The 20,163-nt window shown below is 72.5% G+C and carries 21 protein-coding genes; 6 read left to right on the forward strand and 15 right to left on the reverse strand.

The annotated features are described in order from the left end of the window. The first annotated feature begins 1 nt into the window (after window position 1). Together ACZ52R_RS22260 and ACZ52R_RS22265 are read left to right on the forward strand one after the other, a co-directional pair. The gene (locus tag ACZ52R_RS22260; RefSeq protein WP_465753956.1) at window positions 2-766 is read left to right on the forward strand and encodes a hypothetical protein; all 765 of its coding nucleotides are present in this window, start codon (window positions 2-4) and stop codon (window positions 764-766) included. Beyond that, the gene (locus ACZ52R_RS22265) at window positions 763-1,689 is read left to right on the forward strand and encodes an MvdC/MvdD family ATP grasp protein (RefSeq protein ID WP_465624182.1); all 927 of its coding nucleotides are present in this window, start codon (window positions 763-765) and stop codon (window positions 1,687-1,689) included. The genes ACZ52R_RS22260 and ACZ52R_RS22265 overlap by 4 nt, the downstream gene beginning before the upstream one ends. A 353-nt stretch (window positions 1,690-2,042) precedes the next feature. On the opposite strand, the gene ACZ52R_RS22270 is transcribed toward ACZ52R_RS22265, so the two are convergent. Next, window positions 2,043-2,792 carry a hypothetical protein gene (locus ACZ52R_RS22270; protein ID WP_465753957.1) on the reverse strand — a complete coding sequence of 250 codons (750 nt, stop codon included), beginning with the start codon at window positions 2,790-2,792 and terminating at the stop codon, window positions 2,043-2,045. A 226-nt stretch (window positions 2,793-3,018) separates the two neighbouring features. Here ACZ52R_RS22270 and ACZ52R_RS22275 point away from each other — a divergent pair, with 226 nt between their 5' ends. Further along, window positions 3,019-3,393 carry a hypothetical protein gene (locus ACZ52R_RS22275; protein WP_360503676.1) on the forward strand — a complete coding sequence of 125 codons (375 nt, stop codon included), beginning with the start codon at window positions 3,019-3,021 and terminating at the stop codon, window positions 3,391-3,393. 215 nt (window positions 3,394-3,608) lie between these two features. Here the strand turns inward: ACZ52R_RS22275 and ACZ52R_RS22280 are convergent, their stop codons facing one another. The 4 genes from ACZ52R_RS22280 to ACZ52R_RS22295 all read right to left on the reverse strand — a co-directional run bounded on the left by ACZ52R_RS22280 (window position 3,609) and on the right by ACZ52R_RS22295 (window position 7,081). Then, the gene (locus ACZ52R_RS22280) at window positions 3,609-4,220 is read right to left on the reverse strand and encodes a TetR/AcrR family transcriptional regulator (RefSeq protein WP_465663029.1); all 612 of its coding nucleotides are present in this window, start codon (window positions 4,218-4,220) and stop codon (window positions 3,609-3,611) included. Continuing rightward, window positions 4,217-5,737, reverse strand: coding sequence for an MFS transporter (locus ACZ52R_RS22285; RefSeq protein ID WP_465753958.1), 1,521 nt, complete (start codon window positions 5,735-5,737; stop codon window positions 4,217-4,219). Before ACZ52R_RS22285 ends, ACZ52R_RS22280 begins: the two co-directional genes overlap by 4 nt. A gap of 73 nt (window positions 5,738-5,810) precedes the next feature. Next, the gene (locus ACZ52R_RS22290) at window positions 5,811-6,452 is read right to left on the reverse strand and encodes an NTP transferase domain-containing protein (protein ID WP_465753959.1); all 642 of its coding nucleotides are present in this window, start codon (window positions 6,450-6,452) and stop codon (window positions 5,811-5,813) included. 68 nt (window positions 6,453-6,520) lie between these two features. Continuing rightward, entirely contained in the window at window positions 6,521-7,081 is a 561-nt protein-coding gene (locus ACZ52R_RS22295) for an NUDIX hydrolase (RefSeq protein WP_465624174.1), read from the reverse strand. Between ACZ52R_RS22295 and ACZ52R_RS22300 the strand changes: the two genes are divergently transcribed. Further along, window positions 7,050-7,313, forward strand: coding sequence for a phospholipase A2 (locus ACZ52R_RS22300; protein WP_465624222.1), 264 nt, complete (start codon window positions 7,050-7,052; stop codon window positions 7,311-7,313). The two genes, ACZ52R_RS22295 and ACZ52R_RS22300, sit on opposite strands and share 32 nt — an antisense overlap. Here the strand turns inward: ACZ52R_RS22300 and ACZ52R_RS22305 are convergent. The 6 genes from ACZ52R_RS22305 to ACZ52R_RS22330 form a co-directional block, all read right to left on the reverse strand. After that, a complete protein-coding gene (locus ACZ52R_RS22305; protein WP_465753960.1) occupies window positions 7,283-9,748 on the reverse strand; it encodes a helicase associated domain-containing protein in 2,466 nt (821 codons plus the stop codon). The two genes, ACZ52R_RS22300 and ACZ52R_RS22305, sit on opposite strands and share 31 nt — an antisense overlap. Window positions 9,749-9,888: 140 nt before the next feature. Continuing rightward, window positions 9,889-10,161, reverse strand: coding sequence for a hypothetical protein (locus ACZ52R_RS22310; RefSeq protein WP_360503697.1), 273 nt, complete (start codon window positions 10,159-10,161; stop codon window positions 9,889-9,891). Next, window positions 10,158-10,856 carry a helix-turn-helix domain containing protein gene (locus ACZ52R_RS22315; RefSeq protein WP_465624170.1) on the reverse strand — a complete coding sequence of 233 codons (699 nt, stop codon included), beginning with the start codon at window positions 10,854-10,856 and terminating at the stop codon, window positions 10,158-10,160. The genes ACZ52R_RS22310 and ACZ52R_RS22315 overlap by 4 nt, the downstream gene beginning before the upstream one ends. Then, window positions 10,853-13,225: a hypothetical protein gene (locus tag ACZ52R_RS22320; protein WP_465753961.1), complete on the reverse strand. Its 2,373-nt coding sequence runs from the start codon at window positions 13,223-13,225 to the stop codon at window positions 10,853-10,855. Before ACZ52R_RS22320 ends, ACZ52R_RS22315 begins: the two co-directional genes overlap by 4 nt. Before the next feature lie 7 nt (window positions 13,226-13,232). Then, the gene (locus tag ACZ52R_RS22325) at window positions 13,233-13,886 is read right to left on the reverse strand and encodes a DNA-binding protein (protein ID WP_465663017.1); all 654 of its coding nucleotides are present in this window, start codon (window positions 13,884-13,886) and stop codon (window positions 13,233-13,235) included. A gap of 140 nt (window positions 13,887-14,026) precedes the next feature. After that, the gene (locus tag ACZ52R_RS22330) at window positions 14,027-14,620 is read right to left on the reverse strand and encodes a TetR/AcrR family transcriptional regulator (protein WP_465663015.1); all 594 of its coding nucleotides are present in this window, start codon (window positions 14,618-14,620) and stop codon (window positions 14,027-14,029) included. 164 nt (window positions 14,621-14,784) lie between these two features. On the opposite strand from ACZ52R_RS22330, the gene ACZ52R_RS22335 reads away from it, so the two are divergent. Then, the gene (locus ACZ52R_RS22335; RefSeq protein ID WP_465663013.1) at window positions 14,785-15,780 is read left to right on the forward strand and encodes an alpha/beta hydrolase family protein; all 996 of its coding nucleotides are present in this window, start codon (window positions 14,785-14,787) and stop codon (window positions 15,778-15,780) included. A 101-nt stretch (window positions 15,781-15,881) separates the two neighbouring features. After that, on the forward strand, window positions 15,882-16,901 hold the full coding sequence (locus tag ACZ52R_RS22340) for an aldo/keto reductase (protein WP_465663011.1): 1,020 nt from the start codon (window positions 15,882-15,884) through the stop codon (window positions 16,899-16,901). Window positions 16,902-16,999: 98 nt separating this feature from the next. Here the strand turns inward: ACZ52R_RS22340 and ACZ52R_RS22345 are convergent, their stop codons facing one another. The 4 genes from ACZ52R_RS22345 to ACZ52R_RS22360 form a co-directional block, all read right to left on the reverse strand. Then, window positions 17,000-17,644 (reverse strand): hypothetical protein, encoded by a 645-nt coding sequence (locus ACZ52R_RS22345; protein ID WP_465624161.1) that lies wholly within the window; start codon window positions 17,642-17,644, stop codon window positions 17,000-17,002. Continuing rightward, entirely contained in the window at window positions 17,641-18,321 is a 681-nt protein-coding gene (locus ACZ52R_RS22350) for an RNA polymerase sigma factor (protein WP_465663009.1), read from the reverse strand. Before ACZ52R_RS22350 ends, ACZ52R_RS22345 begins: the two co-directional genes overlap by 4 nt. A 422-nt stretch (window positions 18,322-18,743) precedes the next feature. Continuing rightward, complete coding sequence (locus ACZ52R_RS22355) at window positions 18,744-19,568, reverse strand: hypothetical protein (protein WP_465624157.1); 825 nt, start codon at window positions 19,566-19,568, stop codon at window positions 18,744-18,746. A 125-nt stretch (window positions 19,569-19,693) separates the two neighbouring features. Further along, window positions 19,694-20,080, reverse strand: coding sequence for a MerR family transcriptional regulator (locus tag ACZ52R_RS22360; RefSeq protein WP_465624220.1), 387 nt, complete (start codon window positions 20,078-20,080; stop codon window positions 19,694-19,696). Between the last annotated feature and the right edge of the window lie 83 nt (window positions 20,081-20,163).

Below are 20,163 nucleotides of genomic sequence, written 5' to 3' on the forward strand. Positions count from 1 at the left end.
CATGTGGCTGGTGCTCTGCGATCCCGGCGACCAGGCGGCCCTGTGGGCCCACGAGGGACTGCGAAAACGCGGACTGGAACCGCTGGAACTGCTCTCCCCGCAGGCCCTGCTCGGCTCCACCAGGTCGGCCCACCGCGTCGGCCGGCACGGAGCCGCCTTCGACATCGCCCTGCCCGACGGGCGCGTCCTGGCCAGCCGGGACGTCTCCGGCGTGCTCAACCGGGTGGCCGCCGCACCCTTCGGGCTCCTGCCGTTCGACACCCACGCCGACGCCCGGTACGCCCAGGAAGAACTGAGCGCCCTCCTGCTCAGCCTGCTCACCTGCCTCGCCCCGGTCTCGGTCAACCGGCCCGGCGCGACCGGCCTGTGCGGAGCCTGGCGCTCGACTGCGGAGTGGACCGTCCTCGCGGCCAGGGCGGGACTGCCGGTGCCACCGGCCCGGATCTCCAGCAGCCCCGAACCCGAGCCGCCCTGGGACGCGCCCGGCTCCGGCGGTGTCCTGGTGCTCGGCGAACACGTATTCGGCGAACACGGCTTCGGCGCGCCCGCGGCCGAGGACGAGAAGGCGTACGTACGCCTCGCCCGGCTCGCCGGCACCGACCTGCTCGGGCTCGACCTGCACCGTGACGGCGGGCAGCGGGTGGTCTTCGCAGGAGCGACCCCGCTACCCGACCTCCGCTCCGGCGGCGACCCGTTCCTCGACCGCCTTCTCGACCACCTCACCGGCCTTTCCGGCCCTTCCGGCCTTTCGGAAGAAACTCGATGATCATCCTCTGCGGCATCGCGAGCGAGGCGCCGATCGCCCGGGTCACCGCCGAACTCGACGAGTTGGGCCTTCCCTACACGCTTCTCCACCAACGGCTCTTCCTGGAGCTGCCGTTCGAGCTGAACGCCACCGCCACCGGCGTCCGGGGACGGCTGACCGGGAACGGCGGATCCGTCGACTGCGCCGAAGTGACCGGCATCTACGCCCGACTCATGGACTGGCGCCGACTGCCGGAAGCCCGCGAAGCGAACGAAGCAGGCGCGGCCGGCCGGGACACCCTCCGCAGGTGCCAGGCCTGGCACGAGGCCCTGAGCACCTGGATCGAAATCGCCCCGGGCCGCGTGATGAACCGGGCGGCCGCGACGGCGTCGAACCTGTCGAAGCCCTACCAGTCCCAGTTGATCCGCCACGCCGGATTCCGGGTGCCGGAGACACTCGTCACCAACGACCCCGAGCTGGTCCACGACTTCAAGGCACGCCACGGCGAGCTGGTCTACAAGTCGATCAGCTGCCAACGATCCGTCGTCCACCTCCTCGACCGGGACGCGATGGACCGCCTGCCCCTCATCCGCTCCTGCCCCGTGCAGTTCCAGCAGCGCGTCAAGGGCACCAACATCCGCGTGCACACCGTCGCCGACGACGTGTTCGCCACCCGGATCGACACCGACCGGGTGGACTACCGCTACGCCCACCAAGACGGCGGCCGGGCCGAGCTCTCCCCGTGCCAGCTACCCGACGACCTGGCCGAGCGATGCCTGCACCTCGCCGAGGAACTGGGACTGGCCCTGGCCGGCATCGACCTGATGCTCGCCGACGACGGCGACGTCTACTGCTTCGAGGTCAACCCCAGCCCGGCCTTCAGCTACTTCGAGTCCCACACCGGCCAACCCATCGCCCGCGCCATCGCCCTCGCCCTCCGCTGACGGAGTCGCTGGAGGGCGAGCAGCTCACCCGGGCCGTCCGGCACGTTCACCCGAACCGCCCACAACCCCCGAACCCGATCCACCACGGCTCGGTCCTTCTGAACCGTCCTTCAAACCCCACCCCGAAACCCAGCCGCTCAACGAACCACCGGCCCGCCACGGCCAACAGGTCACACCCAACGCTGAGCCGTCACACCTCCGAGCAGATGGCGGGCTGCCGATCGGACTATCAGCCCCAGGCATCGGACCGGCTTCCGGGAGAGGCTGGAACCATGGATCCGCGCCACCTCAGGCCGCACATGGTGCGCCGGCTGGACAGCTGGGCGGCCGGGGCGGGGGTGAGGCCGGGGTGGTCAGGTGCCGGGGGTGGGCGTGGGGCGGCCGACTTGCAGGTGGTAGTCCGCGGCGGTGGCGAAACCGCCCGCGCTGCCTCGCAGGCTCAGCTCGTGGCGGCCGGGGGTGAGCGGTTCCAGCCGCACCCACAGGCCGCACGCGTACTGGTAGAGCTTCCCGGAGCCGGCGGTGAAGGGGTTGCCCTTGACCGCGTCGAACCCGATCGGGGTCGGGTCGATCGTTTCGACGGTGAGTGCGTGGCCGTCCAGGGTGGCGCTGCCCTCGGCGGCGGTCATGAAGTCCAGGCAGTCGCTGCGGACGCCGATCAGGTTCACCACGGGGAAGATGATCGGCATGTCGGCGGGGACGGTGCAGGAGCGTGTGACGGCTCCGCCCGTGGTGCCGGCGAGGAACCAGAGGTCGGCCTTCTGCCCCTGGCCGCAGAGGTGGCCGTCGCGGTCGAGGACGGGATTGCGGGCCTGCTCGATCGAGGCGGCCCAACTCCACCAGCTCGACTGGACGTCGTACGGGAGCATGGCCCGCACCCTGGCCGTGTAGGCGGGGTTCGCGTCGGGCGGGGGGTCCTGCGTCGCCGGGGCGCTGGGCGAAGGAGCCTTGGCGGCGGCGGGGCTGGAGGCGGCCCGGTCGGAGGCGGTCGGGCCGGAGGCGGCCCGGTCCGATGCGGCGTGGCCGGAGGCCGGTGAGCCGGTGCAGGCCGCGGTGAGGGCGAGGGCGCCGACGAGCAGCCCGGCCAGTCGTCTGGGAAGCATGATCGCAAAGCCTAGAGGGCGGCGAGCCGACGGCGCCCGGAATATTCCTGGAGTGGCGGCCCGGCCCGGACGGGGCGAGCGGGACGAGTGAGCGGCAGCAGGACGGGGACGGCGGCCAGGAACCCTGTCGCCGGGAGTCCGGCGCCGTGACGCGCCCGGCGGATAATGGCCGGGACCGCAGGCCGGCTGCGCCGGCGGCACGGATCGATGGAGAGGCGGAGGACGGATGACCCTCACGGAAGGCCGGCGCGTCAGGTTGGCCGAGGACCTCGGGATCGGCGAGGCGGTCGCCGGGGAGCCCGGGGCCGTCGTCGGGTTCTTCTCGCTGGGAGCCGGGCTCGAGGGCACCGTCGAGCGGGTGGACGGGGAACTCCCGGAGAGCCATGAGATCCGCGAGTACCAGCGACTCAAGGCCCTGTTCGAGGACTACGGGCACACCATGCCGGTGGCGAGCCGTGAACGGCTGGAGGCGGAGATCGCCGTACTGGAGCCGGAGTGGGCCGCGCACCGGGAGCGGGGGAAGCAGGTGACGGTCCGGGTCCGGCTGGACAACGGCTTCGTCCTCGACGGGGCGCACCAGGACATCCTCACCCCGCTGTGAGGGAGGACGTCCTGGTGCGGCGGCGGCAGGCCCGCCGGGCGGGCTGACGGCGTCGCCGGGCGAGTGGACGGCGTCGCCGGGCCGGAGGTTGTCGGTCGGCGCGCCGGACATCGGGCGCGGTTCGGCAGCGACCGTGTCGACGCCCTGTTCGCAGGGGGCGTCGCCGCCGGGAGCCGGCTGCGAACAGCGCCGGAGCGCCGGCCACTGTGGGTGAACTACGGTGCGTCGGCGGGTTCGTCAGCGGGTGCGTCGGCGGGCGGAAGGTGTCCGCCGGCTCCGCTCAGCAACTGGTGGAGCAGGTCGAGCACCTCGGTGGGCTGCGCCCCGGCGAGGTGGCCGAGGGTGCCGGCCGAGCGGGCGAGGATCACCCCGCTGAAGGCCGCGGCGGCGAGTTCCGCCCGCAGTTCGGGGCGGTCCAGGCCGTCGCGCTCGAAGCGCTCGCGCAGCGGGTCGACCAGCCGCCGGTCCAGGTGTGCCTGCGCGGCCTCCTGGACGGAAGGGTCGCCGGAGGGCTGCATGACGATCTGCAGGATCGGGCTGGTGCGGCGTTCGAAGAGTTCGAACAGGTCGCCGAGCCGCTGTGTGTCGAGCAGGTCGGCGGGGGTTTCGTCGCCGTGCTCGGCTTGGACCAGGGCGAGGTAGAGCTGGGTCTTGCCGCCGAAGTAGCGGGCGATCAGGGCCGGGTCCACACCGGCGCGTTCGCCGATCTCGCGGGTGGTGGTGCGCTCGAATCCGCGCTCGGCGAAGAGTTCGCCGGCCGCGTTCAGCAGTTCCTCGCGGCTGCGGGCCGCGTCCCGTCGGCGCGCCCGGGCGGGGGTCTGGCTCACCCGCGCGCTCCGCTGTCGCGACCCGAGGTCGCCCTGGTCGTGCTCTCGTTCACCAGCAACTCCTTCACCGGCAACTCGTTCACCGGCAACTCCTTCACCGGCAACTCCTCGTTCGCGGACCGCACCGACGGCCTTCCGCCCGCTCCGGCGGTCGCGCCGGGGTCCGTCGCGGCACGGCGCCGCGGCAAGACGATGGTAATCACCGCGACGAGGATCCACACCGCACAGCCGATCAGGGCGGCGACGCGGTAGCCGTCGCCGGAGGGCAGCGCGTGCCCGGGCGCGGTGTGGGCCTGCAGCACGGCGGCGCTGAGCGCGCTGCCGGTGGAGTAACCGACGTAGCGCAGCACCTGGTTGAAGGCGACGGCGCTGCCGGTCTGGTCGGCCGGTACCGCGCCGACGATGAGTCCGGGCATGACGGCGAAGGTGCAGCCGACGCCCAGCCCGGCGATCGCCATGACCGCGAACGCTTCCCAGAGCCGGTCGCGGGCGACCAGGAACACCAGCATCGACAGCAGCGACAGTCCGCATCCGATGGGGAGCACCAGTGCCGGGGAGGTGCGCCGGGCCAGCACCGGGACGACCTTGCTGGAGAGCACACTGGCCACCGAGAACGGCAGCAGGACCAGGCCCGCGACGGTGACCGAGGCGCCGAAGCCGTAGCCGGCGGAGCCCGGGGTCTGCACGAATCGCGTCAGCAGGGACATCAGCAGGTACATCCCGACGCCCGCGACCAGCGCGGCCACGTCGGCCGTCAGCACCACGCGGTGACGCAGCGAGCGCAGGTCGACGAGCGGGTGGGCGGTGCGCAACTCGTGGCGGGCCCACCAGGCCAGCAGCAGCACGGCGCCGGCGGCCAGGGCGAGCAGGCCGGGCGCGGTCCAGCCCCAGTTCTCGCCCTCGCTGAGGACGAGCAGCACGCCGCTCAGGCCCAGGCCGAGCAGGACGGCGCCGAGCGTGTCCAGCGGCTCGGGCCGACGGTTCGCGGCGGCCACCGGCAGCACCAGTGCCCCGGCGGCCAGGGCGACGGCGCTGATGGCCGCGCCGAACCAGAAGCCGGCGTGCAGGCCGAAGGACTGGGCGAGCAGCCCGGTGAGCGGATAGCCCAGGCCCACGCCGGCCACCGTGGTGATGGAGAGCATCGCCACGGCGGAGCGGGCACGCTCACCGGTCAGGCAGTCGCGGGCGGTGGCGATGGCGAGCGGCGTCAGCCCGAGGCCGACGCCTTGCAGGGCGCGGCCCACCACCAGACACCCGAAGCCCAGCGGGAGCGCGCCGAGCACGCTGCCCACCAGCACGGTGGCGACGGCGGTGAGCATCACCGCCCGCCGCCGGGGCCCGTCGCCCAGCCGTCCCATGACCGGGGTGGCCACCGCGCCGACCAGCATGGTGACGGTCAAAGACCACTGCGCGTCGGTGAGCGAGACGTGATCGACGGCCGCGATCGTCGGCACCAGGGGCGCACCGAGGCTGCTGATGACAGCCACCACCATGCCGAGGAACACCAGAACGGGCACCAACGCCTTTTGTCGCAAGCCTGCTGCGTACACGACCCACCACTCTCCCCGCTTTAGTCATCAGTTGATGTCTTCATATGATGACATGAGGGTGGAAGGACCGGTGGGGCAGCCTGGGATGTGCCGGGCGACCGGCGGCGACGGGCGACAGGAAGAGGCGGCCGGTGTTCTGTGCTCCGGGCCCGGGGTCGGTGGTGACGGTCCAGGTGACGGCAGCCGGGCGGGCGCGGTGTGCGGCGACGGCGGCGAGCAGCCGGTTGACCGGGACGAGGGTGTCGGCAGGCAGGAGCACCGCGAGCGGGGTGTCGGGCAGGTTGGCCAGGGCGGCGTAGGCGGCTCCGGCGGTGCCTAGCGGCTGGTGCTCGCGGTGGATGGTCAGCTCCACCTGCCGGGCGCAGTGGGTGAGGGCGTAGGCCTCGACGTCCTGGGCGCCGGTGGCAGGGTCGGTGCTGGTGAGCACCGCAATGCGGCGCATGCCGATAGCGGTGAGCTGGGTTAGGGCGTGACCGAGCATCGGGGTCGGGCCGTTGGTGGTGTCGATCGGCACGAGCACCTTCGGCGTGGACTGCAGCTCGGGGTCGGCGGCTACGCGCAGCCGGGTGCCCCGGCCGCCGGCCAGGACCAGGGCGACGGTTCGCTCGGGCAAGCAGAGCAGGGTGCTGCTGTAGTACTGGATGGTGGTGGTGGTGGTGGGGGTGGTGCTCCATTCGGTCACGGGGGGTCCTCCCAGGTAGCGGGCGGGCGTGGTGTGGTCGGCCCGGCCCCCGTGCCGCTGACCTCCGGCTACAGGAGCTGGAGGTGGTCGAGGGCGAGGTAGGCCGCTGCGGTGTCGGTCATCGCTCCCAGGCGCAGCACGCGGTCGCGGAACTCGTGCAGGGGGAGGGTGACGACGTCGATGAACTCGGTGCGTTCGGGGGTCGGTTCAGCGACCCTGACGCAGTCGGTGGCGAGGAAGACGGTGCGGCGGACGTTGGAGTAGGCGTCGTGCCAGTAGGAGCCGATCTCGGCGATCGTGCCCTGGTAGCCGGTCTCCTCCAGCAGTTCCCGGGCGATGGCGACCGCGGCCTGCTCGCCCGGCTCGATGAAGCCGCCGGGGAGTTCATGCAGGACGCGCTCGGGGCCGGGCCGGTACTGGCGGGCGAGGATGACGTGCCGGTCGGGAGTGAGGGCGAGCACGGCGCCAACGGGCCGCTCGCGCTTGAGGTAGAACTCCTCCTTCCGTCCATCGGGCATCTCGAAGTCGACTTGATCGACGGCTCGCCCGAACTTCAACTGGGACACCGACGTCTGCAACTCCCCCGCACCGGACAGGATCGACGGCTTCGACTTCAGTCTCGCCTGCATCCGCCACGACTTCGGGTACCACGACTACAAGGACCTGTACGGAGAAGATGGCTTCCGCAACAGCCTGACCGGCCCCTCCCCCAAGGCCCGTGTCGACGGCGTCTTCCTCCAGGACCTGACCGAGGCCTGCGAGGCCCCGAGCCGGCCGCGCGTTCACACCACCGCCGAGCGCGAGGCGTGCCACCGGATCGCCGGCTCGTACTACTCGGCGGTCGTCCTCTCCCGCGGCTGACCCGCCGGCCGTCCCCGGCGCGCCGCGCCGCCGACCCGGAACACCGGGCCGGCGGCGCGGCGCGGTTGAAGGGCGTCCAGCAGGGCGGTCTGCTGATCGGTCAGTTTGCCCTCGGTGCGGGCCTTGTCCTGCTTGCGCAGCCACGTGCCGGGCCGGAACGCCGGGTCGGCCTCGCCGCCGGTGCGGTTGACGGGGCCGGTGAGGGTGCCGCCGGCGGTGAGGTAGGCGAGCAGGCGGCGGTAGGAGCGGTTCCAGTCCGGTTCCAGGCGCCACAGCTCGTCCAGCGCGTCGAGCTTGGCGGCCTGCTCCTCGGTCAGGTTCTCCGCCCTGCGCTGGCGGCGCATCCACGCGCCCACCGCGTAGTCGTCCAGCTTCGCGGTCGCCGGGATCGCCAGATGGCCGTGCTGCCGCTGATAGGCCCTCGCGTAGGCGTGGCCGCGCTCCCACGCGTTGGCGTTCTTCGACCAGATCATGCCGAGCGCCTCCAGTTCGGAGACGCGGGCGGGGTCGAGCAGGCCCTGGCCGTTCAGGTGGCGCTGACGGGCGAGCCAGGAGACCAGCTCGGCGTGCGTCGTCCGGTCGGTGGGGTCGAGGTGGCCGTGCTCCAGGTGGAACACGGCCGCGACCGCGTGCATGCGCTGCCACTCGGTGGCCCGCGGGTTGAACACCCGTAGTTTCACGGCTTGCAGGATCGCGCCGGCGTGGTGCCGGGCGTCGATCCGCAACCAGTCGATCGGCGACTGCGGCGCCGTGGGGCGCTGCTCCCCCTCGCCGGCCTGGGTGACCGCGTTCTCCGGGGTCTCCGTCGTGGTGGCCTCCGCCGTGGTGACGTGCTGGGGCTGGGCGCGGTGGGCGCGCAGTTCGGTGATGCGGCCGACCACCCGGGCGTCGTGCGCCGCCAGGGCGCGCAGGACGCGCCAGATCGTCCGGAACGACGAGGCTTCGATCTCGCTGTCGGCCTCGGCCTTCACCGCCTCCCCGGCCTCGCGGACCTCGGCGGGGTCGGCGTCGGCGGTGTCGTCACCGACCTCCGGGGTCGGCAGGTAGACCGGGATGACGACCCAGCTGACCTTGCCCTGCCGGTAGGACTGGCGCAGCGCCCGGCCCACCGCCTGCACGATGTCGATCACCGACGACTTGGGGTCGGCGAAACAGACCGCGTCGACCGCGGCGATGTCGATGCCCTCGGACAGCAGTCGGGAGTTCGCGAGGATGCCGCACTCCTCGCCCTCCTCGCCGGGCCGCTCGCCGGTGTGGGCCCTGAACTCGGCGAACGCGGCCCGGCGTTCGCGCAGCCGGTCGGTGCCTGCCACCGCCTTCGCCCAGATCCGCTCCGGACGGTCCTCGTCCGCGAGCAACCCGGCCGCCTCCGGCAGGCCGGCGGCGAACTCCCGCGCCGCCGCCACCCGCGAGTGGAAGGTGATCACACGCCGTAGCTGGAGGTCGGCGACTGCGCGCAGCACGGCGATCTGCAGGGCCAGGCGCAGCAGTTCCTCGTTGGAGCGCTGGGAGCGCAGGTCGGCGATGGCGGGGAGGTTGAGGAGGTCCCGCAGGTCCTCGTCGGTGACGACGGGCACCAGGACGCGGTAGTCGGCGAGGTAGCCGTGCTCGATGCCCTGGCCGAGGGTCCAGGTGTAGACGATGGGGCCGTAGATCCGCTCGTCGTCCATCGAGCACAGCGCGGGCAGGGCCTGGGCCTGGGCGTCGGCGTCTGCGTTGGTGTCGGTGTCGGTGTCGGTGTCGCCGGTGAGGTCGTCCAGGCCCGCCGTCGCCGTCCGGTCGTCCGCGATCCTGGGGGTCGCGGTGCAGTAAAGCCGCCGCACGGCGGGGACCTGGTCGTCGTCGTGGACGGCCGCCCACGCCTTGCCCTCGGAGCCGGCCGTACGGTGGGCCTCGTCGACCACGACCAGGTCCCAGGCCGGGAGGCCGAACTGCTGGTGGGCCTGGACGATGCGCTCCAGCGAGGCGTAGGTCGCGTACACGGTGACCGCCTCCCCCGGCCGCACCGAGGCGACCAGGTCAGCGATCCGCGCAGCGTGTGTCGACACCTCCGCCCTGACCCGGCCGCCGGCCTCTGCGCTCTCCAGCGCCTCCTCCCGCGAGCAGGCCGCCACCGCCAGGCCCCTGCGACCGCCCCGCAGCGACCACGCCTCGGCCGTCTGCTCCAGCAGTTCGATCGTCGGCACCAGCACCAACACCCGTCCCCGGGGCGCCAGTCGGCGCGCGCACCCGGCGGCGATCAGCGTCTTGCCGGAGCCGGTCGCCGCCACCACCGTCGCCCGGCCGCCCGTCTTCACGGCCTTCACGGCGGCGGCGACGGCGTCCTTCTGGAACCAGTGCAACGGCAACGGGTTCACCGCCGCGACACCGGGCGCCTGCGCCGGGACCGTGGTCTCGGTGGTGGTGGCGGTGGCGGTGGTCGTCGTGGTGTCCACGGCGCGGTGTCTCCTGTTCTGCCGGTACTGCCGGTACTGCCGGTACTGCCGGTACTGCCGGTACTGCCGGTACTGCCGGTACTGCCGGTACTGCCGATCATGGCTGCGGACCGATCGTGGGTGCGGACCGGTGGGTGGGTTCAGTCCGGGTAGGCGTAGCGGTTGAGGGTGTCGATGAGAGTTTCGACCAGGTCGCCGAACGGTGTGATCTCCCAGTCGCGGTCGGCGTCGAAGCAGTGTTCGGTCAGGAGGATGTCGCCGAGTTCATCGGTCAGCTGCTGGGCGTCCTCCTCGCCGGGCGGGGTGTCCGGGTCGAGGGGGACGCCGACTGCCCCGGCGGCGCGGCGCAGCAGCGCGAGGGAGTCGTCGGAGCCGGTGAACCAGGCCGGGCGGTCGGGGTGTCGGTCCGTCATGCGGGGATCCAGGCGCGGACTTCGAGGTACTGGATGTCGGCGTCCTCGACGGCGCGGCCGGTTTCGACGAGCCAGGTCCGCATGGCCTCGGTGACGTCGCCGTGGTGGGCGGCGACGCGGCGGGACCATTCGGCGGCGTCGAAGCCGCCGGTGGAGGCGGAGCCGTAGGTGCGTTCCTCGGTGCCGTCGGAGCGGGGGACGAAGCCGCGGCGTAGGCCGCCGGAGTCCTTCTCCGACCCGGCGGAGTAGACGTACTGGTCGGCGCGCATGCGGACGGTGAAGGCGAGGCGGCCGCCGGCCCGGCCGGTCTCGTGGACGACGGGGGCGAGGTGGGAGGCGCCGGAGCGGATGGCCTGGCGTCCGGCGCGTCCGGCCATCGATCCGCCCGCCTCGCCGACGACGTCCTTGCCCCGGACCCGGGCTTTCTGTCCGGTCTTGGTGCGACGGCGCTCCACGTTCTCCTGGGCGATCGCGGTCAGGGTCTCGGTGTCGCGTTCGCCGCCGCGCACCGCGCGGAGGACCTGGCGCAGCGCGTTGACGAAGGCCGCACCCTTGCCCTTGGTGAAGAACTGGGAGACCAGCGAGGCGTCACGGCCGAGCATGGCGGCGATCTGGCGCTTGGTGTAGCGCTGGTCGATCAGCTGCTGGGTGAGGCGGGCGGCCTCGTTGGGGTTGTTCGGGTCGGCGGGGCTCACTGCGGCTCACTTCCGTCCGCGCCCGTGGCGGCACCGGCAGCGGCGTTTTCAACGGCGAGTCCGGCGGCGACTCCGGAGGCGAGTTCGACGCGGCCGCGGGCGCGCAGGGCGAGGTACTGCTCCTGGCTGGTGGGGTGCGGGACGGGCCCGGTGAGGTGGCCCTTGAGGAGGTAGTCGCCGGGTTCGCCCCGGTAGGGCCAGGGTTGGCGTTCGGTCAGGGCGATGCCGTCAGTACCGAAGTAGACGACGGTGCCGGGCCGGGCGTGCAGGGCGCCGGCGCTGCCGACGACATCCTTGCCCTGGCGGTACTTCATGTCCAGCAGGGCGGCCCGCGCTCCGGACCACACGTAGGCGGCCCATTCGGGGTGGGCGTAGGGGTCGCGGGAGAACCCGGCCTGGCGCTGCCAGGTCACCACGGCGTCGTCCTGGCCGAGGATCTCCACGCCGGCCGGCAGGGTCTCGCCGACCGGTGTGGTGCCCGAGACCAGGCGGGGGCGCTGCGCGAAGCCGCCGAGGCCGAACAGCAGGACGGCGCGTACGGCGCGCGAGGCCAGGTAGGCGGCGGTGCGCTGCCGGGCGTCGGTGTGCGCCTTCGAGAGGTTGGTCAGGTCCGCCCAGGCGGCCTTGAGGCGTTTGCCCCATTCGTCGAGCGGCTTGCCGTCCTCCCACACCAGGCCGCCGAGGACCTCGATCCGCCACGGCGCGAGGTGGTTGGCGAGGGCGAGGTGGATCTCGGCGCCGCCCGCCCAGGTCGTGAACGTGGCGCCCGGCTCGGACGGGTAGACCCAGGCGCGGTCGCCGGTGACGGGCGCCGGAAGCAGGCCGACGTGCTTCCACCCGGCGGGAACGGTGACGCGGACGTTCCAGTGGGAGCAGGACATCAGGGCCTTGGTCTGCTCGGCTTCCGTCATGGCGGCGAAGGCCCGCGCGGTGATCCGCTGCGGGGTGCCGACCGGGGACTTCCACAGGTGCTTGGCGTAGGCGAAGGTGCGGTCGTACTCCACCAGGGCGGGCAGCTCGGCCGGGACGCGCGGGGGCAGGACCAGCTCGGTGCGGCCCTGGCCGCCGGTCGCGTGCAGCAGGCCGCGCAGTTCCTCGGACAGCACCGGGTAGCCGCCGGCGAACCGGCCCTTGACCGGGACGGTGCGCGACCACAGGTCCCGTCCGGTCTGCGACGGCGAGCCCATCAGGACGACGTCGTCCCAGTGCCGGCGCAGCGCCTGCCACAGCAGCTTGAACGCCTCGCGCACCGTCACCACGTCGGCGCCGTCCGGGTCGAACCACTCCCCCACCGAGCGGATCTCGGTGCTCTCGCCGTCGGGGGCGGCGGCGGGGGCGTAGCGGCCGACGGGCTGGCGCTGGTGGACGAAGTGCCCGGCGAGCTTGTCGCGGCCCGCGCCGACGGCGGTGGTCCACCGCTCGCAGGGAGTGTTCAGCCAGGCGGCGACGGCGTCCTTGAGCGTGCTGTAACGCTCGGCGCCGTCGTGCCAGGGGGCGCCGGCGGTGATGTAGACGCGTTCGGTGCCCGGGGCGGCGGAGAGGACGGCGTCCAGGATCTCGCCGGGCGTCCGGGCACCGAGCGCGAGGCGCACGACGCGGTCGCGCACCGCGAGATCACCGGTCGCGGCGTCCAGGAACACCGTGGCGCGGGCCTGCTGGGTGAAGTTCGGTCGCTTGGAGACCAGGCCGGTGGTCACGGCCTCGAAGCGGGCGCCCGCCGGCCCCTCGGGGATGGTGGGCAGGTCACGCGGCCCGGCGACGGCCGCCGGGCGCGGGACGGCGGCGACTGCCGGGTGCTCCGCAGCAGCGACCGGAGCGACTGGAGCGACCGAGGCCGCCGGTTCGGCTGACGAAGCGGCGGCGAGGTTTTCGGCGGTGGCCGGCTCGGTGACGGCAGCGGCGGAGCGGGTCAGCGCCGGGGCAACCGCGACCGCCACTACGGGCTCCGGCTGTGGCTCCGGCTGCGGCGCCGCCTCTGCCTCTGTCTCTGTCTCTGCCACGGGCGCCGACGCCTGTACGGGCGCCTGAACGGGCGCGGGCACGGACGCGGGCACGGACGCGGGCACGGACGCGGGCACGGGCCCGGCGGCGACCCGCTCCTCCGCCGTGGCGGCGCGAACGGCGGACGGGGTCGGGTCCAGCACCGGAGCAAGCCGCACCACGTCGCCGAGCGTCAGGCCGGCGGCCTTGGCGATGGCGTCGGCCCTCGCGCCCTCGAACCCCGCGAGCCCGGTCACCCGGCGCGCGCGTTGGACGGTGAGCTTGTCCAGCTCCTTGCGCGCGGCCGCGACGATCTTCTCCGCGGCGGCGATCTCGGCGCGCAGCTCCCGCAGACCGGCGAGCTCGGCGGTGTACGTCCTACGGTCCATCAGCGGGTCACTCCCCTTCCACGGCGACGGCCGCAGCGACCACGTCGACAGCCGCGGCGGCCGCGCCGACCGTGGGGACGTAGGCAATCGGGCCGCCGGACACCGACGGCAGGCGGGTGCCGAGCAGCAGGTCGGCCAGGCGGGCGTCCTGCGGGTCGGCGGGAGTGGCGGCGTTGGCCGGTGCGGTGAGGTCGGTCAGACGGCCGGCCAGCCGGGCCTTCGGGAACCGGAAGCGGGCTGCGGTGCCGGCGGCGCCGTCGGACTCCCACTCCGTCAGGCCGCTCAGCACCGCCACGACGAACCCGGTCACCGTCACCGGCAGCACCCCGCCGGCCGCGACCCGGGCCGGATCGCACCGCCACCAGCCGGACAGCGAGGCCAGCAACTGCTCCTCGTCGAGCGCCGTCCCGAAGCCGACCCACTCCCGGCCAGGCCCGTCCACTCGCCGGAGGGCGTCCGAGCGCAGCACCGCCACCTCCGCCGCACCGAGCACGCTCAGGTCGGCGACCGGCCGGGCCTGCAACGCCTGCAGTGCGGTCAACGGGAACACCTGCCGACCCGTCTCGCGCACCCCGGGCACCACGCCGGTGGCCATCAGCTTCTTCACCGTCGGGATCGAGCACCCGAGCGCCGACCCGGCCTGCCCGGTCGTCACGAACACACCCAGACCTCCACGCGTCTACAGCTAGCTTCAAACACTATCCCAAGCGGCGGCTCCCCTCTGGTAGGCCCCTCGCATACGCCGAAGGGTCCGGTCGAGGGCGGTCGAGGGCGGTCCGGGGCCGTCCGGGGCCGTCGGCGTCAGGGTGACGGTGGTCGCTGCAGTCCCTGGAGGAGCAGTTCGATCAGTCGGCGGGGGTCGTAGCGGGGGTCGCTGTCGCGTCCGATGCAGAGGTTGCCGATGCCGCGCATCAGTTCGTAGGCGTGCGTGCCGGGTGTGATCTCGCCGGCGTCGACCGCGGCATCGAGCAGCTGCGCGCAGACGGGCACCAGGCGGTCGAGGAAGTAGGAGTGCAGCGCGTCGAAGCCGCTGTCTGATTCCAGGGTGTTGGCGAGCCCGTGCTTGGTGACCAGGAAGTCGACGAAGAAGTCGACCCACCGGCGCAGCGCCGTGAGGGGGGAGTCGGTGTCGGCCAGCAGGGTCGGGCCGGCCTCGGCACAGGCCTCGACCTGGTGGCGGTAGACGGCGACGACGAGGTCGGCCCGGGCTGGGAAGTGACGGTAGATGGTCCCGACACCGACGCCGGCCCTGGCCGCGATCGCGCGGATCGGCGCGTCGATGCCGGAGGTGGCGAACACCTCGGCGGCGGCAGTGAGGAGCGCCTGCTGGTTGCGCAGCGCGTCGGCCCGCTTGCTTCGGGTCGGCGCCTGCGCGGACCGGTCTGCGGTGGACACCACGTTCTCCGTCCGGACGATGGTTGACTAAGCGGAACGTTGTTCCGTATCGTAACTGGAACAAGGTTCCGCTTTGAGCTTAGCCGGAGCGGGGCCCTCCCGTCCGCCGCACCCGCCAGCCGAGCGAGACCGGCAGCAGAGCCGCAGGAAGGGAAAGGCACCTCATGACCGCACCGATGCGTGCAGCGACGACTGCACAGACGACTGCACCGACTCACGCCGCCGACACCGTCAGCGAGCCCGCCCCCGTCCTTTCCGTCCACCCGGTGGTCCTGCCGGCTCCCGGCCGCGCCGTGGACCTGAACCTGCGAGTCACCGCCCCCATGACCGGAGGCGACCTGCCGGTCATCCTCCTCTCGCACGGCCAGGGGCCCTCGAACAACCTCTCCTCACTGAACGGCTACGCCCCACTCGCCGACTACTGGGCGGCGCACGGCTTCGTCGTCATCCAGCCCACCCATCTCAGCTCGAGGACGCTGCGCCTGGATCCCCACACCCCCGGGGCACCGCTGTACTGGCGGTCACGGGCCGAGGACATGACGCGCATCCTCGACCGCCTCGACGCGATCGAGACCGCCGTCCCGCAGCTCCTCGGACGCCTGGACCCGAGCAAGGTGGCCGTGGCCGGGCACTCGATGGGCGGGCACACCGCGAGCCTGCTGCTGGGCGCCCGGCTCACCGACCCCGACCACGGCACCGAGGTGGACCTGGCCGAGCCCCGGATCACGGCGGGCGTGCTGCTCGCCGCACCGGGCAGAGGCGGCGACGCCCTCACCCGGTCCACCGCCGAGAACTACCCGTTCTTCCTGACCACCGACTTCTCCCGGATGACGACGCCCGCACTCGTCGTCGCCGGCGACCGCGACCTCTCCGCCCACCTCACGGTTCGCGGCGCGGCCTGGCACACCGACCCGTACGTCCTCTCCCCCGGCCCCAAATCCCTGCTCACGCTGTTCGGCGCGGAGCACGGCCTCGGCGGGATCTCCGGATACGACGTCGCCGAGACCACCGACGAGAACCCCGAGCGGGTCGCCGCCGTCCGGCGGCTCACCTGGGCCTACCTCCGCAGCGCGCTCTACCCCGGGGATCCCGCCTGGCGCACGGCGCGTGAGCTGCTCGCAGCCGGACCCGACCCGCTCGGACGGGTCGAGTCCAAGTAGCCCGCCGGCGCCACGCATCGCCACCACGCTTCGACCCGTCCGACCCGTCCGACCCGTCCGACCCGTCCGACCCATCCAATCCGTCATGGAGGAACACAGCCATGCAGTACCGCACCTTGGGCCGCACCGGTGTGCAGGTCGGCTCCCTCGCACTCGGCGCGATGAACTTCGGCAGGATCGGGCACACCACCCAGGACGAGGCCACCGCCATCGTCGACGCCGCCCTCGATGCCGGGATCAACCTCATCGACACCGCCGACGTGTACGGCGGCGGCGAGTCGGAGGAGATGGTCGGCAGGGCCATCGCCGGCCGCCGCGACGACATCGTGCTGGCCACGAAAGCCGGCCTGCCCGTCAGCGAGGAGCGCAACCACCGGGGCGGCTCGCGCCGCTGGCTGGTCACCGCGCTGGACAACAGCCTGCGCCGCCTCGGCGTCAACCACGTCGATCTCTACCAGATCCACCGGTGGGACCCGAGCACCGGCGACGAGGAGACCCTGTCCGCCCTGACCGACCTCCAACGCGCCGGGAAGATCCGCTACTTCGGCTCCTCGACCTTCCCCGCCTACCGCATCGTGCAGGCCCAGTGGGCCGCCCGCGAACACCACCTGAGCCGTTACGTCACCGAACAGCCCAGCTACTCGATCCTGCAGCGCGGGATCGAGACCCACGTACTGCCCGTGGCCGAGGAGTACGGCCTCGGCGTGCTGGCGTGGAGCCCGCTGGCCTCGGGCTGGCTGTCCGGCGCGATCCGCGAGGGCCGGGAGGTCACCACCAACCGCTCCACGCTCATGCCGCAGCGCTTCGACACCACCATCCCGTCCAACCGGGCCAGGCTCGACGCGGTCGAGCAACTGGCCAAGGTCGCCGACGACGCCGGTCTGACGATGATCCAGCTCGCGCTCGGCTTCGTGACCGCGCACCCCGCCGTCACCGGCGCGCTCATCGGTCCCCGCACACGGGAGCACCTGCACGCGCAGCTCGCCGCCGCCGACACCGTGCTCTCCGCCGACGTGCTGGACGCGATCGACGCCATCGTGACACCCGGTGTCGACCTCGCCGCACACGAGAAGTCCGACACCCCGCCCGCGCTGCTCGACCCGTCACTGCGCCGCCGCTGACCTGCGCGGGCGCCCCGACGATCGTCGGGGCGCCCGCCGAGACTGCCGGAAGGCCGTGCCACAGCCCGTCACGGCCGCAGGGTGGGCCTACGGACGGATCAGCCCACGCCGACCTCGTTCGTCTGGGAGAGCGGGAAGCAAGCGGGAGTCTGCCTGGTCAGCGAGATCTCCAGGTTCCCGACGGTGCTCGGGTGGACCGCGCCCTTCGGGTCCTTGTCGAGCAGCAGCAGGCTCTCACCGGGCGGGATGGCGGCGGGGTGCAGGACCGCGATGCGCCCGTTGGCGGGATCCAGCGACATCACCGACTCCAGTCGGCTGCCGTCGGTGGCCACCGGGGTGTGGCAGGAGTCCGAGGGCGTCATGACCAGCGCGGGCACGCCCACCGAGCGAAGGGCGCCCTGGAGCCCGGACCAGTCGGCGCCGATCAGCTGGAAGGAGACGGTGCCGTCCTTGTTGGGGGTCACCGAGTAGGAGGCGGTGGTGAGCTGCACCGCGGTCGAGCCGCCGCCGTCCGTCCGGGAGGTGGCGGGGCCGGCCTGTGGCGCGGCGGTCCCGCCGGTGGAGCCGCTGTGCGGCACCAGGACGACCGCGGTGACCGCGGCGGCCAGCCCGAGGCCGGTCGCCACCAGCCTGCGGGTGTGGCGCGGCCGGATCCGAGCCGTGGCGCCGGTGGCGGGCAAGTCCGCTGCACGGGCGGCGAGTTCGGCGCCGAGCTGCTGCCGGAAGTGCAGGGGCGTGGTCACGAGGCGGCCTCCAGGAGTGCGTTCACGGACGTGCTGGTGGTGCTGGACGTACTGGTGGTCCTGGACATGCTGGTAGCGCTGAACGTGCCGGTAGCACTGGACGTGCCGGTAGCGCCGCTGATGCCGGCGGTACTGGTGGCCTGCGGGGCGGCCTTCTGCAGAGCCTTGCGGGCCCGGTGCAGCCGCACCCGGGCGGTGGCCGCGCTGATGCCCAGCGCCTTGGCAGCCTCACGGACGGCCAGCCCGTCGACGGCCACCAGGTCCAGCACCGCGCGCAGCGGCTCGGACAGGGCGGCGTGCTGGGCAGCCAGCCCGCGGGCCTCGCGGGCCGCGTCGATGCGTCCCTCGATCGCGGACACGTCCTGCTCGTCCAGCATCCGCTGGCCGGCGATCCTGGCCACCGCGTTGAGCTCGCGGACACTGCCGCGGAAGTGCGCAGCGATCACGTTGCGGGAGATGCCGTACAGCCAGGCGACGGGCGCGCCGCGGCGGGCGTCGTAACTGTCGGCCTGCTCCAGCGCCGTCAGGAAGATGTCGGCCGTCAGATCGGCTGCCAGGTGCACGCTGTCGGTGCGCCGGGTGACGAAGCCGAGCACGGTGTCGAACTGCTGCTGGTAGAACACGGCGAACGCCGCCGGGTCACGCGAGGGTGGCGCTATCGGATGCTCCGCTGACACGGATGACTCCTTGGGACGACGAGCACTGCCTTACGTCTCTACTTGGCTCCGACGCCCCGAACCGTTACACGCTGCTTTTCCCACGGCCTGCCACGGCCTCCCGCAGCCTGGCACTGCTTCAGCCCGCCTGTCACCCACCCCCTGCCCCGTCCGGCTGGTCTTCGGCCGGTACGGGCTGCTGAACGTCTTCACCTGCCCCGCCGGGCCGGAACATCCGCACCGGTGGAGCATCCGGCAGGCACTGCCGTGAGACTTCGGGTGGCGCCCGTAGTCCCGAACGAGCCGCCGTCGAGGAGGTGTAGGCGGGTCGTCTCGGCCGAACAGCCCTGTGAGGGGGTGGGCGTCCACGTCCTCCCGGTCGCACTGCTGGGCATCGGGCAGGGATACCGGTGCGGAACTACTCGGAGCGCTGCTGCGCCGGGTCAGCGGCGAGTCGGCTGGCAGCGCTCGATGCGGTCGAGGTCGCCGGCGAGAAGGTCGCTGTGGCTGATGGTGAAGTCTCCGTTGAGCAGGGCATCTCCTCCGCCGTAGTGCTGGCCCACGACAGCGGTGGGCAGGAAGGAACGCAGGCTGTGGCGCATGTCCCCGGGGTAGTCAACAGGTTCGCCCCACTCGGAGGGAGCCTGGTCGGTGGAGAACAGGACCCAATGATCCACGGGGACGGCGGCGTCGAGGTCCGGGGCTGCTCCTGTGTGGCAGTCCAGCGCGGGCACGGTCAGCCGGTCGGGGTCGAGCGGCTCATACCACAGCAGCAGGGGCTTGGCGCGCTGGGCGTCAGCGTTGTCGAAGCAGCAGACGGCGATGGTGTGGTCGGGGAAGTGGTCGGCGTAGAAACGCATGAGGTCCGGGTTGAGGTCCGGCCGCCGGTGTGACGGCACCAGCTGCAGTGCGGCAGGGATCGCGGTGGGGTCAGCGGCCAGGAGCACTGTGTAGACGTCGTGCTCGAAGATCTTGACGGTCTCTGGCTCCCAGCTCATCCACGTGATCTCGTCGACCGCCACCGCGATGGGTCGAACGGCGGCCACCATGCGCTCAAGAACATCACCGCTGCGTCCGACGGTGAGGAAGTGCCCGGGGGTGAGCCGGCTGGTCGGCACGTGCAGCAGCATCGCGTTCGGACCATCAGCGAGGTTGACGGCAGTGTTCTGGTAGCCCAGGACATGAACGAGACCGTGCAGCGGGTGCTGCTGCCGACCGCAATAGACGATCGTGCCGGAGAACGCGGCCTCACTGGTCGAGATGCACATGGTGGCACGGTAGCGCCCGGGTACAGGTGGGAAGCCAGAGGGTATGCACGCGGACCGAACCGCCGGTGATCCGCCGGTGATCCGCTGGTGAGCGGATCACCGGCGGGGTCGGCACCACACGCGGTTCACGGCGCCGGATCCGGCGTCTGCCACGCCGCCATCTGCTCTCGGAACTTCGGGCATCTGACGATGTCCTCTTCGCTGCACCTGAGGGCGTGGGTCAGGAGCTGATGGGCGTGGTCGAGATCGACCATGCGCTGCTGGATCTCGGTGATCTTGGCGCGGATCATGGCCTCTCGGCGTGGCTGCTCCTGCTGGAACTCGCCGATCTCGGCCAGGCTCAGCCCGGCCTGCTGGCACGTGCGCAGGACCGTGATCCGCTCGGCGGCCTCGGGCGGGTAGCGCCGCTGCCCGCTTTCGCGCTCGGGCGTGGGCAGCAGGCCGTGGCGCTCCCAGTACCGGATGGCCGAAGCGGGCACTTTGGTGATCTCGGCGAGTCGGCCGATCGTCATGCGCACGTTCTGCTCCTCCTGCTCCTCGTCGATCGGGCACTTGACTTGAACCTTAGTTCAAGGAGAAGAGTGGCCGGCACGAG

The organism is Kitasatospora sp. NPDC034023 (assembly GCF_055575795.1).